Here is a 14544-nt window from a genome sequence, read left to right as displayed (position 1 = left end):
TTCGAACCCGTGATGTGTACGGACAGCCTCGCTGTCAATAAAACCTGTACAACCCTGGCATTGTGTATAAGATTAACCGGCTCGTTACAACAGGTTGGCCTATGTTTATCCCAGAGTGAACGGTCAAAAAAGTGCCTTGCTCTTAAAAATAGACCAGCCCACGCCACAGAGAGGACACGGCCATGAATATATTGCTGACCGGCGGTACAGGCCTTATTGGACAGCGGTTGTGTCGTCATTGGCAGGATCAGGGGCACACCCTGACCGTCTGGAGCCGGCGCCCCGATGAGGTTGGAAAGCTTTGTGGCGCAGGAGTTCGGGGCATTGGCCAATTACCCGACTACGGCGACGGGACGCTGGATGCGGTGGTCAACCTGGCCGGTGCACCGATTGCCGATCGCCCTTGGACCGCGGCCCGGCGCGCACAGCTGTGGGGAAGCCGGATCACCCTGACCGAGCACCTGCTCACCTGGCTCGAGCGGCGACAGCAGCGACCGTCGGTGCTGCTGTCGGGCTCGGCGGTGGGCTGGTATGGCGACGGTGGCGAACGCGAGCTGACCGAAGCGTCGCGACCGGTGAAGGAAGACTTCGCCAGCCAATTGTGCATCGCCTGGGAAGAAACCGCCCTGCGTGCCGAGGCCCTGGGCATTCGCGTGGCATTGCTCAGGACCGGGCTGGTGCTGTCCGCCGAGGGCGGCTTTTTGTCGCGCCTGCGCCTGCCGTTCAAGCTCGGGCTGGGCGGGCCTATCGGTGATGGTCGGCAATGGATGCCATGGATCCATATGGACGACGAAATCGCCCTGATCGATTTTCTCTTGCAGCACGAGGACGCCAGCGGTCCTTATAATGCCTGCGCTCCGGAGCCGGTGCGCAATCGCGAGTTCGCCCGGCGCCTGGGGCGGGCGCTGCATCGTCCGGCCTTCATGCCGTTGCCGGCGCTGGTGCTCAAGGCCGGGCTGGGCGAGTTGTCCACGCTGCTGCTCGGCGGCCAGCGGGCCCGGCCGGTCCGGGCGCTGGCGGCGGGTTTCACCTTCCGTTTCAACGATGTGCAATCGGCGCTGGACGACTTGTCTGCGCGCCTCTGAAAAGGATGTTGCATGACCGATCATGCTCTGCTGCTGGTCAACCTGGGTTCACCGGCGTCCACTTCCGTCGCCGATGTGCGCCGTTATCTCAACCAGTTCCTGATGGACCCGTATGTCATCGACCTGCCGTGGCCGGTTCGGCGTCTGCTGGTGTCGCTGATCCTGATCAAGCGCCCGGAACAGTCGGCCCACGCCTATGCCTCCATCTGGTGGCCGGAGGGTTCGCCGTTGGTGGTGCTGACCCGGCGCCTGCAGGAGGCGATGCGTCCTCATTGGCGTCATGGCCCGGTTGAAATCGCCATGCGCTACGGCGAGCCGGCGCTGCCGACGGTCCTGCATCGCCTTGCCGCCCAGGGCGTGCGCAAGGTGACCCTGGCGCCGCTTTATCCGCAGTTCGCCGACAGCACGGTGACGACCGTGGTGGAGCAGGCCAGGGCCACCATCCGCGAGCAGAAACTGCCGCTGGAGATGCGCGAGTTGCGTCCGTTCTATGACCAGCCCGAGTACATCGATGCGCTGGTCGCCAGTGCCAGGCCGTACCTGCAACAGGCGTTCGACCACCTGTTGCTGAGTTTCCATGGCCTGCCGGAACGGCATCTGAAAAAAGTCGATCCTACCGGCAATCACTGCCTGCAGAATGCCGACTGCTGTCGCAACGCCTCGGCCGAGACCCTTGCCGTCTGTTACCGTGCCCAGTGCTTGCGCACCGCCGAGGCGTTCGCCCGGCAGATGGGCCTGCCGGACGGCAAATGGTCGGTATCGTTCCAGTCGCGCCTGGGCAGGGCCAAGTGGATCGAGCCTTACACCGAAACGCGCCTTGATGAGCTAGCCAAGGGCGGAACCAGGAAGCTGCTGGTGATGTGCCCGGCCTTCGTCGCCGATTGCATCGAGACCCTGGAGGAGATCGGTGACCGCGGCCGCGAGCAGTTCATCGAGGCGGGCGGCGAGGAGCTTACCCTGGTGCCGTGCCTCAATGACCATCCGCAATGGATCGAGGCCCTGACCACGCTCTGCGAGCGGGCCTGACCTGAAACGAAGAAGGGGCTGCATATGCAGCCCCTTCTTCGTTTAACGGAGGATCAACCGGATCACGGCAGGTGATCGTCCATCACTTTCTTTTTCCAGCTATCGTTGCCCGGCAGCAGCAGGTTCAGGCCGATGGCCACGATGGCGCACAGGGCGATGCCCTTCAGGCCCCAGTCGTCCGGGCCGTCGCCGCTGCCGACCAGCACGCCGCCGATACCGAACACCAGGGTCACCGAGACGATCACCAGGTTGCGTGCTTCGCTCAGGTCGATCTTGTGGCGGATCATGGTATTCATGCCCACCGCCGCGATGGAGCCGAACAGCAGGCAGAGGATCCCGCCCATCACCGGTACCGGGATGCTTTGCAACAGCGCACCGAACTTGCCGATGAAGGCCAGGACGATGGCGAAGATCGCCGCCCAGGTCATGATCTTCGGGTTGTAGTTCTTGGTCAGCATCACCGCGCCGGTGACTTCGGCGTAGGTGGTGTTGGGCGGGCCGCCGAACAGGCCGGCAGTGGTGGTGGCGATGCCGTCGCCCAGCAGCGTGCGATGCAGGCCCGGGGTCTTCAGGTAATCGCGACCGGTCACGCTGCCCACTGCGATCACTCCGCCGATATGCTCGATCGCCGGAGCCAGGGCGACCGGGACGATGAACAGGATGGCCTGCCAATTGAACGCCGGGGCGGTGAACTTCGGCAGTTCCAGCCAAGGCGCCGCGGCGATCCTGGCCACATCGACCACGCCAAAGGCGAAGGACAGCGCGAAGCCCACCAGCACGCCGGCGATGATCGGCACCAGGCGGAAGATGCCCTTGCCGAACACGGCGACGATCAGGGTGGTCAGCAGCGCTGGCATGGAAATCATCATCGCCGTGCTGTACGGCATCAGGACGCTGCCGTCACCGGCCTTGCCCATGGCCATGTTCGCCGCGATCGGCGCCATGGCCAGGCCGATGGCGATGATCACCGGGCCGATCACCACCGGCGGCAGCAGGCGGTCGATGAAACCGGTGCCCTTGATCTTCACCGCCAGGCCCAGGAAGGTGTAGACGAAGCCGGCGGCCATCACCCCGCCCATGGTCTCGGCCAGGCCGAACTGGCCCTTGGCGAGGATGATCGGGGTAATGAAGGCGAAGCTGGAGGCGAGGAACACCGGGACCTGACGGCCGGTCACCACCTGGAACAGGATGGTTCCCAGGCCTGCGGTGAACAGTGCCACGTTCGGGTCCAGGCCGGTGATCAGCGGCATCAGCACCAGGGCGCCGAAGGCCACGAAGAGCATCTGCGCGCCCGAGACGATCTGCCGCCACAGCGGGTCGTTGAACTCGTCCTGCATGCTCAGGCGTCCTTCTGCTTGGTACCGAAGATCTTGTCGCCGGCGTCGCCCAGGCCGGGAATGATGTAGCCGTCTTCGTTCAGGCGCTGGTCGATCGAAGCCGTGAAGAGTTGTACGTCGGGGTGGGCTTTTTCCACCACGGCGATGCCTTCCGGCGCCGCGACCAGGACCATCGCACGGATGTCCTTGCAGCCGGCGCGCTTGAGCAGGTCGATGGTGGCGACCATGGAACCGCCGGTGGCCAGCATCGGGTCGATGATCAGGGCCAGGCGCTGGTCGATTTCCGGCGCGAGTTTTTCCAGGTAGGTGTGCGCTTCGAGGGTTTCCTCGTTGCGTGCCACGCCCACGGCACTGACCTTGGCGCCCGGGATCAGGCTCAGCACGCCGTCGAGCATGCCGATGCCGGCGCGCAGGATCGGAACCACGGTGATCTTCTTGCCGGCGATCTTCTCGGCCTGGACCTTGCCGCACCAGCCATCGATTTCATAGCTTTCCAGGGGCAGGTCCTGGGTGGCCTCGTAGGTCAGGAGCGCGCCGACTTCCTGGGCGAGTTCGCGAAAGTTCTTGGTGCTGATATCAGCGCGGCGCATCAGGCCGAGCTTGTGGCGGATCAGCGGATGGCGGATCTCACGGATGGGCATAGGGGAGGGCTCCGGAATGCGGGCAAAAAAACCGCGCTAGATTAATCTATTCGTCCACGTGCTCCTATAGGCATACAGGACGTTAGTCCATAAATGCTTGATCTGGTGCGTGTGGATGCGTACCTTTGCCCGCTTTTCCAAAACCTGACCACCTGGAGAGCATTCATGTCCGCTGATCTCGAGCACATCCGCCAAGTCATGCGGGAAGCCGACTGCCTGCACAGCGAAGCCGAAGTCGAAGCGGCGATCGTCCGCGTCGGCGTGGAAATCAGCGAAAAGCTCGCCGAGAGCAATCCGGTGGTGTTCTGCGTGATGAATGGCGGCCTGATCTTCGCTGGCAAACTGCTGACCCAGCTGCAATTCCCGCTGGAAGCCTCCTACCTGCACGCCACCCGCTACCGCAACCAGACCAGTGGCGGCGACCTGTTCTGGAAGGCCAAGCCGGAAGTCTCGTTCATCGACCGCGACGTGCTGATCATCGACGACATCCTCGACGAAGGTCATACCCTCAGCGCGATTCTTGATTTCTGCCGCCATGCCGGGGCGCGCAACGTCTATACGGCGGTATTGATCGACAAGGACCATGAGCGCAAGGCCAGCCCTGGCCTGAAGGCCGATTTCACCGGGCTGAGCTGCGTCGATCGCTACGTCTTCGGGTATGGTATGGATTACAAAGGCTACTGGCGCAACGCCAATGGCATCTATGCCGTCAAAGGACTCTGAAACCGTGAGCAACACCCAGTTCCTCGATCAAACGCTGTTTGCCGATGTCGCGCAGAAGGCCGGGCAGAGCCCACGCGGACGTCAGCACCATAATTTCCATGCAATGGAAGATCCGTGCCACCGGATGGCGGTCGGCCTGCAGCCCGAAACCTACATCCCGCCACATCGCCACCAGGCGCTGGACAAGGCGGAAACCCTGATCGTGCTCAAGGGCAAGCTGGGCCTGCTGATTTTCGACGAGGCGGGCACGGTCATCGACAAGCGTATCCTGGAGCCGGGTGGGAACTGCCTGGGCGTCGACCTGCCGCCGGGGATTTTCCATGGCCTGGTGGTGCTCGAACGCGACAGCGTGATGTTCGAGTGCAAGGCCGGGCCTTATCGTCCGGTGGCCGACGGCGACATGGCGCCCTGGGCGCCGCGGGAAGGCGAGCCGGAAGTGGCAGCCTATCAAGCCTGGATGCTTGCGCAGTTCGATTGACCCACAAGGGCCCCGCCGGGGCCCTTTTGCCATGCTAGAGTGCCAGGCCGCCTTCAAGGAGCCTGTCATGCGTGCGATCCTCCCGCTTCTCCTGTTCCTAGCTCTTCCTGTTGCTGCTGCACCGATGCATGGCCAATTCCTGCCGCCGGATGAACTGGCCGTACGCCAGGATGCTCCGGAAAGCCAGCAACTGTTGCAGGTCACCAGCTATTCGGTGGTGGTGGGCAACCAGCGCCAGTCCAGCCAGCAGCCGTTGCCGATCACCTCGTCGCTGACCATGCGCCTCAAGGGCAAGCCGCTGAACCAGGGCGCCAGCATCAGCCAGGTGGTCATCAGCTTCGACGGCGAGGGCAAGAGCCTGCGCAAACCGGCCTACGACAGCACAACCCGCACCCTGACCCTCAACTATGCGCCGGCGCAGTACCAGGTGATCCTCGACCTGCTGCGCAACGACATCGTCTACGTCCAGTTCCTCAGCTACGCCAACGGGCATATCTGGGCCGACCTGCATACCGGAACCCTTCGCACGCGCTGAGCGGCGGGGTACACTCCCGGCCCATTGGAAAATGTCCTTGATGGTTCAGTTGGAGTCGGTAATGCGTAAAGACAAGAAGCAGGTGATTGGCGACGAAATCAGCGACGACTACGTCAAATCCTTCCTCCAGTACGAGCCGGCCGAGGGCCAGGGCTCCCCTTCGCATCACAAGCTGATCAAGGGCTACCGGGGCATGCGCATCGACGACTTCGAGCGCTTCGTCGGTTTCTTCGTCGAGGCAGGTTATGACCTGGACGGCAAAGACGAGCACGGCAAGACCTTCGTCGAGGTGATCGCCGACCAGCGCAATGCGCCGGAATATATCGAGATCATCGACAAGGCCCGGGGTTGATCTCCAGGGGCCTGAATTTGTGGTGTGGCTGATGGCCTCATCGCTGGCAAGCCAGCTCCCACAGGTCCGGCGGAGCACTCGATCACTGTGGGAGCTGGCTTGCCAGCGATGAAGTTTCCATGAATCCCAGGCATGAAAAAACGCCCAGATGGGCGTTTTTTCATGGGAGCAGATCAGGCGTAGCTAGGCGCCGGACTGCTTTCGACCAGGCCCAGGGCCTCGTCGTTGTAGGCCGCGACCTTGTGGTACAGCTCGGCGTCGGCCGCCAGGACTTTCTCCCGGGCGGGGAAGATTTCCTTGAGCTTCTCGGCCCAGGCACCCTTGGCCTTGTCGGCGAAGCAGCGCTCGATCAGTTCCAGCATGATCGACACGGTCACCGAGGCGCCTGGCGAAGCACCCAGCAGCGCGGCGAGCGAGCCGTCCTGTGCAGCCACCAGTTCGGTACCGAACTGCAGGATGCCGCCTTTCTTCGGGTCCTTCTTGATGATCTGCACGCGCTGGCCAGCCACTTCCAGGCGCCAGTCCTCGGCTTTCGCTTCCGGATAGAAGCGGCGCAGGGAGTCCAGGCGCTGTTCCATCGACTGCATCACTTCACTGACCAGGTACTTGGTCAGGTCCATGTTGTCGCGGGCTACGGCCAGCATCGGGCCGATGTTGCCCATGCGCACCGACAGCGGCAGGTCGAGGAACGAGCCGTGCTTGAGGAACTTGGTGGTGAAGCCGGCGTATGGGCCGAACAGCAGGGATTTCTTGCCATCGACAACGCGGGTATCGAGGTGTGGTACCGACATTGGCGGAGCGCCCACGGCGGCCTGGCTGTAGACCTTGGCCTGGTGCTGCTTGACGATTTCCGGATTGTCGCAACGCAGCCACTGGCCGCTGACCGGGAAGCCACCGAAGCCCTTGCTTTCCGGGATGCCCGACATCTGCAGCAGCGGCAGGGCCGCGCCACCGGCGCCGAGGAACACGAAGCGGGCATCGACGTCACGGCTGCTGCCGCTGTTCACGTCCTTGACGGTGACAGTCCAGCCGCTGCCGTTACGGCGCAGGCCGGTAACCTTCTTGGAATACTTGACCTGCGCGTCCGCAGCGTTGCCCAGGTGCTTGAGCAGCTTGTTGGTCAGGGCGCCGAAGTTGACGTCGGTGCCTTTCATGACGCGGGTCGCGGCGATCTTCTGGTCCGCCGGGCGGCCCGGCATCATCAGCGGCATCCAGTCCTTCATCACCGCATGGTCTTCGGTGTATTCCATTTCGGCGAAGGCGTGGTGCTGCTTGAGCAACTCGTAGCGCTTCTTGAGGAAGGCCATGCCTTTCTCACCCTCGACGTAGCTCAGGTGCGGCACGGGGTTGATGAACGCCCGCGGCGAGCTGAACGCGCCTTTCTTGCTCAGGTAGGCCCAGAATTGCCGGGAAACCTCGAACTGGGTGTTGATGTGCACCGCTTTCTTGATGTCGATGCTGCCGTCGGCAGCCTGAGGCGTGTAGTTCAGTTCACACAGCCCGGCATGGCCGGTACCGGCGTTGTTCCACGGATTGGAACTTTCCGCGGCACCCGAATCCATCAACTCGACGACTTCCAGCCTGATCGCCGGGTCGAGTTCCTTGAGCAGCACGGCCAGGGTGGCACTCATGATGCCCGCGCCCACCAGTACTACATCGACTGCTTCGTTCTGCGCCATTAACGCATCTCCAAAATCATCAGCACCTAATTGACAGCATAGGACCCCGGACCCGCCGGAATGCCCTATCCGCTACTTCACAGTTTTTCCAACGTTCACGGACACTGCCAACCGGGCTCTCTACGTTGCATATGAACGCATCCAGCGACCGGTTCGGCAATTCGACTTATGGTCGAGGTGCCCGTCGTGCGCTGTGGACCGGCCTCAGTCGTTCACCTCGGATGAGGGCCGATACCCACTGCTTGAAGCTGCCAGGGGTACTGATGATGCTTTTGCACATACCAGACTGTTCATGCTCGCCACACTCTTGTGAAGTTGTGAAAACCCGTTTTTTCACGCTCTTTTGGAGTCGTGAACCTCAAAAAGGAGCCGTGCAGGGCAGGCTCGTCAGGTTCAGTGCAGAGCGTGGAGGGCCAAAAAGCGGGCACACCGGCTGCGCAAGACCTGTGTGAACGGCTCTCTGTGGGCGATCTTGGGAATGCCGATGCATGACATTGGCGGTGTTGCGGGGCCCGATCAGGAGACGTCCTTATAATCGGGGGCAGATTATAACGATGTCGCGGGCAGAAATGGCCTTTATTGCAGACTTTTCTTGCGCGCCCGTCAGGCGGCCAGCGTGCGCTGCAGCAGATTGCCACGACGACGCTGCACCAGCCGGGCGCTGGCGGGCAGGGGGCGGTTCAGCCAGCACAGCGCGGGCTCGTTGACTTCGACCCAGCCGGCGCCGACGGGCGGCAGCTCGCAGCACTTGAATGCCTGGCACAGGCCACTGGCATCGAGGCGGGCGAAGTGGCGTTGTGGCTGGCGCTTGAAGAGCAGGGACCAGAAGCTGTTCATGGCGAAGTACCTAGTGGGGACTGGCGCAAGGATAAGCCGGTGATGATGAAGTACGTATGACAGCGGAATCCGTGGATGAAAGAAGGGTCTTACCCTGCAGGGATCCGATGACTGGCGCCGCGGGCGCTGGGTATACTGGCGCCCTTTGTCGCCATTCCAGGAGAGATGAGCATGTTGCAACGTTTGTTGTTCGGTTTGATCGCTGTGACCAGCCTGACCCTGGTGGGTTGTGCCCATAGTCCGCAACAACTCAGCCCGCAACCGAAACTCACCGCCCAGCTCGCTCCCGTCGGCCATGGCCAGCCGGTGGTGGTGCGGGTTGTCGATGGGCGTGGCACCCAGACCCTTGGCACCCGCGGCGGCCTGTACCCGGAAACCAGCGCCATCACCGTGACCGGCAATGATGTACTGCCCAAACTGCAGGCCCAGGCCGAAGCTGCCGTGCGTCTGCTCGGCTTCACTCCGACGCCGAATGCCTACAATGCGCCGCAGCTGACCGTGACCCTGGCGGAACTGAAATACCAGTCGCCGAAAGAGGGCATGTACGTCACCGAAGCGACCATCGGCGCCACCTTCAAGGCCGACGTGAACAACGCCAACCGTCGTTACAGCGGCCGTTACGGTGCGTCTCTGGATCAGCGCTTCGGCATGGCGCCGAACCAGGAAACCAATACCAAGCTGGTCAGTGACGTGCTCAGCGATGCGCTGACCCGCCTGTTCAAGGACCCGACCATCGGTCAGGTGCTGGGCGAGTAAGCCTTACCGCAGAAATGCAAAAGCCCGCGTCCTGTTATCAGGGCGCGGGCTTTTTATTGCGGCTTGTGCGGCCCTGTGGGTGCTGGCTTGCCAGCGATTACCGCTATCGCTGGCAAGCCAGCTCCCACATGGTCGGTGTCGTCAGGCTGCCTCGACGTAGAAATCGAGCACGCTGATGCCGGTCTGACTGTCGATCTCCGGCAAATGCTCGTGCTGGTGGCCGCCCAGCGCGCAATAGACCAGCCATTGGCGGTCCTGGACATTGAAGGCCAAACCGTCGATCAGCGCTTCCTGCTCCTCGCTCTGGGCAATCAGATAGAGGCGATCCTGGTTTTCGGCGTGCAGCATGACAAGCTCCTGTGCGTTGCGAGTGCGACAGGGTGGCCCGGGATCATGACGAGCGTATGACGGTGTCGGTCATTTGGTCGCAAAGCACGAGCGCGAGCCGGGCGCTTGGGTAGAATGCGCGCGTTCCGATGCAATCGTGGTCATTTCGAGGTAAGGCGATGTCGCTGCAAATGCTCTGGGGGCTGTTCGTTGCCCACCCGGCCAAACTCATCAACCTGTTTGCCCTTGTGCTCACCTGCCCGGCGGGTCTGCTCCTGCACGGAGCCCGCCGCCGCGCGGCGCGGGCCATGAACAGCCTGCCCGCGGGTGAAGCGGCGATCGACCTGCTGACCCAGCGGGTCAATCGCTTCCACTACAGCATGGGCTTTGCCTTCCTGGCGATGGCCCTGCTGTTGTCGTGGGTCAGTACCTGGATCTGAGCCTTTGAGGGCCTCATCGCTGGCAAGCCAGCTCCCACAGTGCTGATGAACCTGTGGGAGCTGGCTTGCCAGCGATGAGGCCCTGACGCCTTACAAAGGCAACCCGGCCTTGACCCGATACTGATTGCGCACCGGCATCGCATACTGCAACACCAGGTATGGCCGGTGCTCTTCAGGGCAAGCCTCAAGCCGCCGTTGCCACTCCGCCTGGGCCTTGGCCAGCTCTTCGGCACCGAACACCTCGTTGGCCTTCGGTACCTGCAATTGCGGATCCGCGTCCGCCCATTGCGCATACGCCAGGTAGTGCACCGGGAACAACCGGTAGCCGCCGAGAATCTGCCTGTCGATATGCGCCGCCAGTTGCTTGGTGTCCTCGAACAGCGCAGTCACCGGCGCGTTGAAGTTGATATGCACGCGGCCCTTGTAGCCGGTGATGCCCAGGCCGATGCTCAGGTCGTCCTCGCCCGGCGCCTTGGTGTAGGTACCGGTGGTCGCGCGGATATACAGCTCGCGGGCCTTGGCCTGGTCGCACGGGTCGTATTCATAGCTGATCGACACCGGGCTCAGGTTCAACGACTGGATCACCCCGCCGAACGGCTCGTCCTTGCGGCTCATGTGGAACATCTTGAGGATCGCCGAATCGGTACGGTCGTTGCCGTCCTTGGCCCGACCCTCGGCCTGGGCGATCCAGATCGACGCACCGTCGTTGCGGATCGAGTGGTTGATGTAGGCCGAAAGCAACTGGTAGGCCGCCAGCTTCTCGCGCCGGCCGCTGATGGAGCGGTGCACGATGAAGCTCTTGTTCAGGCGCATCATGTCGCTGACGAACGGCTTCTGCAGCAGGTTGTCGCCGATGGCGATGCGCGGGGTCGGCAGGCCGGCGTGGTACACGGCGTAGTTGACGAAGGCCGGGTCCATGACGATGTCACGGTGGTTGGCCAGGAACAGATAGGCGGTGCCCGACTTGAACTGCTCGACGCCGGTGTAGGTAACACCGTCGGTGGCCCGTTCGATGGTGTGATCGACGTAGAACTCGACCTTGTCCTGCAGGGTTGCGACGCACTTCACCCCGGCGAACTCCTTGCGCAGGCGCCGGGCGATCAGCGGCTTGAGCAGCCAGCCGAAGCCATTGGCCATCCGCGGAAAGCGGAACCGGGTCAGGATATCGAGGAATGCCGGATCGCTGAGCAGGCGTGCCAGAACGGCAGGGACTTCAGCGTCGTCATAGGGTCGGATGGCATCGAATTCGCCCATCATGCTCTCTTGTTGTGAAACGACTAGGGTAAAGGGTAGGGCTGCGCCGCAAATCCGGGCTCGGGGCGCAGGACCGGCAATTATACGCATAAGTAACCGCGGAGGCCGCGATGCTCGAAACTGCGATCTACGATTGTCCCTATTGCGGTGAAGAAGTGGAAACCACCGTCGACCTCTCGGGCGGCGACCAGCAGTACATTGAAGATTGCCAGGTCTGCTGCAAGCCGGTCCTTTTCATCCTGCAGGTGCACGGTGACGAATGGATGCTCGACGTGAAAGCCGAGAATGATTGATGCAGCGAATCTACGATCCGGAAAACCTGTTGGAAGCCGAAGTCCTGCTGGGCATGCTCGGCAACGAAGGCGTGGATGCCCATCTGGTCGGCCGCGACCTGATGGGCGGTATAGGCGAGCTGCCGTTGCAGGGCTTGCTCGGCCTTGCCGTGCCGGATGACCAGGCCGAGTACGCACGGCAACTGATCGCCGCGTACAATGCTGCCCAGCCGCTTCCTGGCGACGAGCCGGAGAGTTTCCCCGGAATCCTGATTTGCTAGGTTTTGCCTGATGTGTGGACGCTACGCTCTCTTTCGCTGGTCGCCGGCCTTCGCCGCGCTGCCCGGCTTCCCTGCTGACCAGAAGGCGCAGTGGAATATCTCCCCGGGTGCCCAGGTACTGATCCAGCGCCGCGAAGCCGACCGCTTGACCCTGGCCCGTGCCCGCTGGGGCTTGACGCCGTCCTGGCTCACCGACCTGACCCGCACTCCGGCCCACGCTCGCGCCGAAACCCTGGCCGACCAGCCGATGTTCCGCGACGCCTTCGCCAAACGCCGCTGCCTGCTGCCGGCCAACGGTTTCTACGAGTGGCGCGGCACCGCGCGCAAGCGCCCGTACTGGCTGACGCCAGGGGAGGGCGCGTCGTTGTTCTTCGCGGCGATCTGGGAAGCGTATCCGGTGCAGGAGCAGGTCTGGCTGAGTACGGCGGTGGTGACCCAGCCGGCCATGACCCAGCGCCGTCCGTTGATCCTCGATGCAGCAGGGCAGGCCGCCTGGCTGGATCCCGAGACCCCGCTGGCCGACCTCCATGCCCTGCTGGCCAGTCCGCCCGCCGCCTTGCGCGAGCGGGTGTTGGCCAACTTCGTCAATGATCCCAGGCTCGATGCGCCGGAGTGCCTGACCCCGGCCTCTTGAAGCTGCAAGCTTTAAGCTTAAAGCGGTAAGAAAGAGCAGTATGCGGCGCTTTTTCTTGCAGCTTATGGCTTGCAGCTTGCGGCTGAATCAAACGCGGAACTGGTTGATCAGCCGGCGCTGCTGCTCCGCCAGCTTGGTCAGCTCGGCACTGGCGCTGCTCGACTCGTCGGCGCCGCCGGCCACTTCGTTGGCGACCTGGCCGATATTGATCACGTTGCGGTTGATATCCTCGGCCACCGCGCTCTGTTCCTCGGCGGCACTGGCGATCTGGGTGTTCATGTCATTGATCACCGACACCGCGCGGGTGATGCTTTCCAGCGCATCCGCAGCCTTCGCCGCCTGCTGCACGCTGATGTCGGTCTTGCCCTGGCTGTCCTCCATCACCCGCACGACATCGCGTGTGCCTTGCTGCAGTTGCTGGATCATCTGCTGGATTTCTTCGGTGGCCTGCTGGGTCTTCTGCGCCAGGTTGCGCACTTCGTCGGCGACCACGGCGAAGCCACGACCCTGCTCACCGGCCCGGGCTGCTTCGATGGCGGCGTTGAGAGCCAGCAGGTTGGTCTGTTCGGCGATGGCGCGGATCGCCACGAGGATCGCATTGATGTTCTCGCTGTCCCGGGCCAGGGTCTGCACCACGCCCACGGCGCGGCCGATCTCGTCGGCCAGCGCGGTGATGGACTGCGAGGTGTCGCGCACGATCGACAGGCCCTGGTTGGCCGCCTGGTCGGCGTTGCTCGCGGCCTGCGCGGCGTGGGTGGCATTGCGCGCGACGTCCTGGGCGGTGGCGGTCATTTCATGGACGGCGGTAGCGACCAGATCGATCTCCGCCATCTGCTTGTGCACGCCCTGGTTGGTACGGATGGCGATGTCGGCGGTGTGCTCCGACGAGTCGCTGACCTTCTGCACCGAAGTCACCACCTGGCTGATCATGGTCTGCAGCTTGCCGAGGAAGGTGTTGAAGCCTTTGGCGATCGAACCCAGTTCGTCGGCGCGGTCGCTGTGCAGGCGGCGGGTGAGGTCGCCTTCGCCCTGGGCGATATCGTCGAGCATCGCCACCATCTGCCGCAGCGGGCGGGCTATGCCGTGGGCCAGCAGCCAGATGACCAGCAGGCCGAGGGCGGCGATGGCCAGACCGACCAGGGTCATGCCGGTGAGGTCGGTGCGGCGTTGTTCGCTCAGTTCGTTCTGCATCTTCTCGGCGTCGGCCATCACCGCGCTCAGCGGCAGGTCGATCAGCAGGGTCCAGCGCTGCGCGGTATCGCCGATCTGGAAGGGCAGGAACAGACGGATCTGCCCGGCATCACGGTCCAGTTCATAGCGCAGCGCGTCGCCGCTCAGCTTGCCCAGGCCGGCGGTATCGGCGGCGGGCAGGACATCGCTGGCCTTCTCGCCGAACTTGCCCTCGTCCCTGGTATAGGCGACCAAGCGGCCGTTGTTGGCGACCAGCGCCAGCTCGCCGGCACCGTCGTAGAGCTGCGCGTCGGCGGCCTTGAGCAGGTCCTGGATGAAGTTCACCGACAGGTCGGCGCCGACGATGCCGTGGAACTGACCATCGACCAGGATCGGCTGGATAAAGGAGGCGAGCATCACCATCTTGTCGCCGACCTTGTATGGCGCCGGGTCGATGACGCAGGCCCGCTTGCTTTCCTTCGAGCACAGGTAGTACTCGCTGGCGCGCACGCCGGTGGAGAGCAGGGTGTCGTTGCTCAGGTCGACCAGCTTCTCAAGGGCGAGGCTGCCGTCGGTATTGCGGTACCACCAGGGCTGGAAGCGGCCATTGGCTGGATCGATGCCTTCGACCGTGGTCCCGACATAGCTGCCGTCATTACGGTCGACGCCATTCGGCTCCCAGGCGACATAGGTGCCCAGCAGCAGCGGGTTATCCAC

18 protein-coding genes and 1 pseudogene are annotated in these 14544 nt (G+C 63.2%); 11 read left to right on the top strand and 8 right to left on the bottom strand.

Annotation, left to right across the window (positions count from 1 at the left end; genetic code table 11):
• The first annotated feature begins 182 nt into the window (after positions 1-182).
• Together CSV86_RS21195 and hemH are read left to right on the top strand one after the other, a co-directional pair.
• Positions 183-1085: a TIGR01777 family oxidoreductase gene (locus tag CSV86_RS21195; RefSeq protein ID WP_037062077.1), complete on the top strand. Its 903-nt coding sequence runs from the start codon at positions 183-185 to the stop codon at positions 1083-1085.
• Positions 1086-1097: 12 nt separating this feature from the next.
• A complete protein-coding gene (hemH, locus tag CSV86_RS21190) occupies positions 1098-2111 on the top strand; it encodes a ferrochelatase (protein ID WP_009405932.1) in 1014 nt (337 codons plus the stop codon).
• A 62-nt stretch (positions 2112-2173) separates the two neighbouring features.
• Here hemH and CSV86_RS21185 read toward each other — a convergent pair whose 3' ends face one another.
• Both CSV86_RS21185 and upp read right to left on the bottom strand, forming a co-directional pair.
• Complete coding sequence (locus CSV86_RS21185; RefSeq protein WP_009405930.1) at positions 2174-3448, bottom strand: uracil-xanthine permease family protein; 1275 nt, start codon at positions 3446-3448, stop codon at positions 2174-2176.
• Between the two features lie 2 nt (positions 3449-3450).
• On the bottom strand, positions 3451-4089 hold the full coding sequence (gene upp / locus CSV86_RS21180) for a uracil phosphoribosyltransferase (protein WP_009405928.1): 639 nt from the start codon (positions 4087-4089) through the stop codon (positions 3451-3453).
• A 165-nt stretch (positions 4090-4254) separates the two neighbouring features.
• Here upp and CSV86_RS21175 point away from each other — a divergent pair, with 165 nt between their 5' ends.
• The 4 genes from CSV86_RS21175 (at position 4255) to CSV86_RS21160 (ending at position 6177) form a co-directional block, all read left to right on the top strand.
• Positions 4255-4812, top strand: coding sequence for a hypoxanthine-guanine phosphoribosyltransferase (locus tag CSV86_RS21175; protein WP_009405927.1), 558 nt, complete (start codon positions 4255-4257; stop codon positions 4810-4812).
• A gap of 4 nt (positions 4813-4816) precedes the next feature.
• Positions 4817-5290: a WbuC family cupin fold metalloprotein gene (locus CSV86_RS21170; protein WP_009405922.1), complete on the top strand. Its 474-nt coding sequence runs from the start codon at positions 4817-4819 to the stop codon at positions 5288-5290.
• A gap of 67 nt (positions 5291-5357) precedes the next feature.
• Positions 5358-5825, top strand: coding sequence for a hypothetical protein (locus CSV86_RS21165; RefSeq protein WP_009405921.1), 468 nt, complete (start codon positions 5358-5360; stop codon positions 5823-5825).
• 61 nt (positions 5826-5886) lie between these two features.
• On the top strand, positions 5887-6177 hold the full coding sequence (locus tag CSV86_RS21160; RefSeq protein WP_009405919.1) for a PA4642 family protein: 291 nt from the start codon (positions 5887-5889) through the stop codon (positions 6175-6177).
• A gap of 173 nt (positions 6178-6350) precedes the next feature.
• Here CSV86_RS21160 and mqo read toward each other — a convergent pair whose 3' ends face one another.
• Together mqo and CSV86_RS21150 are read right to left on the bottom strand one after the other, a co-directional pair.
• Positions 6351-7856, bottom strand: coding sequence for a malate dehydrogenase (quinone) (gene mqo / locus CSV86_RS21155; protein ID WP_009405917.1), 1506 nt, complete (start codon positions 7854-7856; stop codon positions 6351-6353).
• Positions 7857-8459: 603 nt separating this feature from the next.
• On the bottom strand, positions 8460-8693 hold the full coding sequence (locus CSV86_RS21150; protein ID WP_009405914.1) for a hypothetical protein: 234 nt from the start codon (positions 8691-8693) through the stop codon (positions 8460-8462).
• A gap of 171 nt (positions 8694-8864) precedes the next feature.
• Here CSV86_RS21150 and CSV86_RS21145 point away from each other — a divergent pair, with 171 nt between their 5' ends.
• A complete protein-coding gene (locus tag CSV86_RS21145) occupies positions 8865-9449 on the top strand; it encodes a YajG family lipoprotein (protein ID WP_009405912.1) in 585 nt (194 codons plus the stop codon).
• 141 nt (positions 9450-9590) lie between these two features.
• Here the strand turns inward: CSV86_RS21145 and CSV86_RS21140 are convergent, their stop codons facing one another.
• Positions 9591-9797, bottom strand: coding sequence for a hypothetical protein (locus CSV86_RS21140; protein ID WP_009405910.1), 207 nt, complete (start codon positions 9795-9797; stop codon positions 9591-9593).
• A 158-nt stretch (positions 9798-9955) separates the two neighbouring features.
• Between CSV86_RS21140 and CSV86_RS21135 the strand changes: the two genes are divergently transcribed.
• Positions 9956-10216, top strand: a complete 261-nt coding sequence (locus CSV86_RS21135) for a hypothetical protein (RefSeq protein WP_009405908.1) — start codon at positions 9956-9958, stop codon at positions 10214-10216.
• A gap of 90 nt (positions 10217-10306) precedes the next feature.
• Here CSV86_RS21135 and CSV86_RS21130 read toward each other — a convergent pair whose 3' ends face one another.
• On the bottom strand, positions 10307-11473 hold the full coding sequence (locus CSV86_RS21130) for a 1-acyl-sn-glycerol-3-phosphate acyltransferase (RefSeq protein ID WP_009405906.1): 1167 nt from the start codon (positions 11471-11473) through the stop codon (positions 10307-10309).
• A 107-nt stretch (positions 11474-11580) separates the two neighbouring features.
• Here CSV86_RS21130 and CSV86_RS21125 point away from each other — a divergent pair, with 107 nt between their 5' ends.
• Genes CSV86_RS21125 through CSV86_RS21115 form a run of 3 tightly spaced genes read left to right on the top strand, consistent with a single transcriptional unit; the run spans position 11581 to position 12657 of the window.
• On the top strand, positions 11581-11763 hold the full coding sequence (locus CSV86_RS21125; RefSeq protein WP_009405904.1) for a CPXCG motif-containing cysteine-rich protein: 183 nt from the start codon (positions 11581-11583) through the stop codon (positions 11761-11763).
• Positions 11763-12023 (top strand): putative signal transducing protein, encoded by a 261-nt coding sequence (locus CSV86_RS21120; RefSeq protein WP_009405902.1) that lies wholly within the window; start codon positions 11763-11765, stop codon positions 12021-12023. Before CSV86_RS21125 ends, CSV86_RS21120 begins: the two co-directional genes overlap by 1 nt.
• A 10-nt stretch (positions 12024-12033) precedes the next feature.
• Positions 12034-12657, top strand: a complete 624-nt coding sequence (locus CSV86_RS21115; protein WP_009405900.1) for an SOS response-associated peptidase — start codon at positions 12034-12036, stop codon at positions 12655-12657.
• An 87-nt stretch (positions 12658-12744) separates the two neighbouring features.
• On the opposite strand, the gene CSV86_RS33520 is transcribed toward CSV86_RS21115, so the two are convergent.
• Together CSV86_RS33520 and CSV86_RS33515 are read right to left on the bottom strand one after the other, a co-directional pair.
• Positions 12745-13488: a methyl-accepting chemotaxis protein gene (locus tag CSV86_RS33520; protein ID WP_372239085.1), complete on the bottom strand. Its 744-nt coding sequence runs from the start codon at positions 13486-13488 to the stop codon at positions 12745-12747.
• A gap of 114 nt (positions 13489-13602) precedes the next feature.
• A pseudogene (locus CSV86_RS33515) lies at positions 13603-13803 on the bottom strand (HAMP domain-containing protein); the annotation flags it as partial.
• Positions 13804-14544: the final 741 nt, after the last annotated feature.

Origin of the sequence: Pseudomonas bharatica CSV86 (genome assembly GCF_000319305.2) — a bacterium.
In the GTDB taxonomy this organism is placed as follows: domain Bacteria; phylum Pseudomonadota; class Gammaproteobacteria; order Pseudomonadales; family Pseudomonadaceae; genus Aquipseudomonas; species Aquipseudomonas bharatica.
The sequence above is the reverse complement of the archived record's forward strand: the minus strand, read 5'-3'. Positions and strand labels throughout refer to the sequence as shown.

Excerpts from the sequence above, each read along its gene's own strand:
- CSV86_RS21195 (WP_037062077.1), top strand. The coding sequence starts at position 183 with ATGAATATATTGCTGACCGGCGGTACAGGCCTTATTGGACAGCGGTTG.
- hemH (WP_009405932.1), top strand. The coding sequence starts at position 1,098 with ATGACCGATCATGCTCTGCTGCTGGTCAACCTGGGTTCACCGGCGTCC.
- CSV86_RS21185 (WP_009405930.1), bottom strand. The coding sequence starts at position 3,448 with ATGCAGGACGAGTTCAACGACCCGCTGTGGCGGCAGATCGTCTCGGGC.
- upp (WP_009405928.1), bottom strand. The coding sequence starts at position 4,089 with ATGCCCATCCGTGAGATCCGCCATCCGCTGATCCGCCACAAGCTCGGC.
- CSV86_RS21175 (WP_009405927.1), top strand. The coding sequence starts at position 4,255 with ATGTCCGCTGATCTCGAGCACATCCGCCAAGTCATGCGGGAAGCCGAC.
- CSV86_RS21165 (WP_009405921.1), top strand. The coding sequence starts at position 5,358 with ATGCGTGCGATCCTCCCGCTTCTCCTGTTCCTAGCTCTTCCTGTTGCT.
- CSV86_RS21160 (WP_009405919.1), top strand. The coding sequence starts at position 5,887 with ATGCGTAAAGACAAGAAGCAGGTGATTGGCGACGAAATCAGCGACGAC.
- mqo (WP_009405917.1), bottom strand. The coding sequence starts at position 7,856 with ATGGCGCAGAACGAAGCAGTCGATGTAGTACTGGTGGGCGCGGGCATC.
- CSV86_RS21150 (WP_009405914.1), bottom strand. The coding sequence starts at position 8,693 with ATGAACAGCTTCTGGTCCCTGCTCTTCAAGCGCCAGCCACAACGCCAC.
- CSV86_RS21145 (WP_009405912.1), top strand. The coding sequence starts at position 8,865 with ATGTTGCAACGTTTGTTGTTCGGTTTGATCGCTGTGACCAGCCTGACC.
- CSV86_RS21140 (WP_009405910.1), bottom strand. The coding sequence starts at position 9,797 with ATGCTGCACGCCGAAAACCAGGATCGCCTCTATCTGATTGCCCAGAGC.
- CSV86_RS21135 (WP_009405908.1), top strand. The coding sequence starts at position 9,956 with ATGTCGCTGCAAATGCTCTGGGGGCTGTTCGTTGCCCACCCGGCCAAA.
- CSV86_RS21130 (WP_009405906.1), bottom strand. The coding sequence starts at position 11,473 with ATGATGGGCGAATTCGATGCCATCCGACCCTATGACGACGCTGAAGTC.
- CSV86_RS21125 (WP_009405904.1), top strand. The coding sequence starts at position 11,581 with ATGCTCGAAACTGCGATCTACGATTGTCCCTATTGCGGTGAAGAAGTG.
- CSV86_RS21120 (WP_009405902.1), top strand. The coding sequence starts at position 11,763 with ATGCAGCGAATCTACGATCCGGAAAACCTGTTGGAAGCCGAAGTCCTG.
- CSV86_RS21115 (WP_009405900.1), top strand. The coding sequence starts at position 12,034 with ATGTGTGGACGCTACGCTCTCTTTCGCTGGTCGCCGGCCTTCGCCGCG.
- CSV86_RS33520 (WP_372239085.1), bottom strand. The coding sequence starts at position 13,488 with ATGGCGGAGATCGATCTGGTCGCTACCGCCGTCCATGAAATGACCGCC.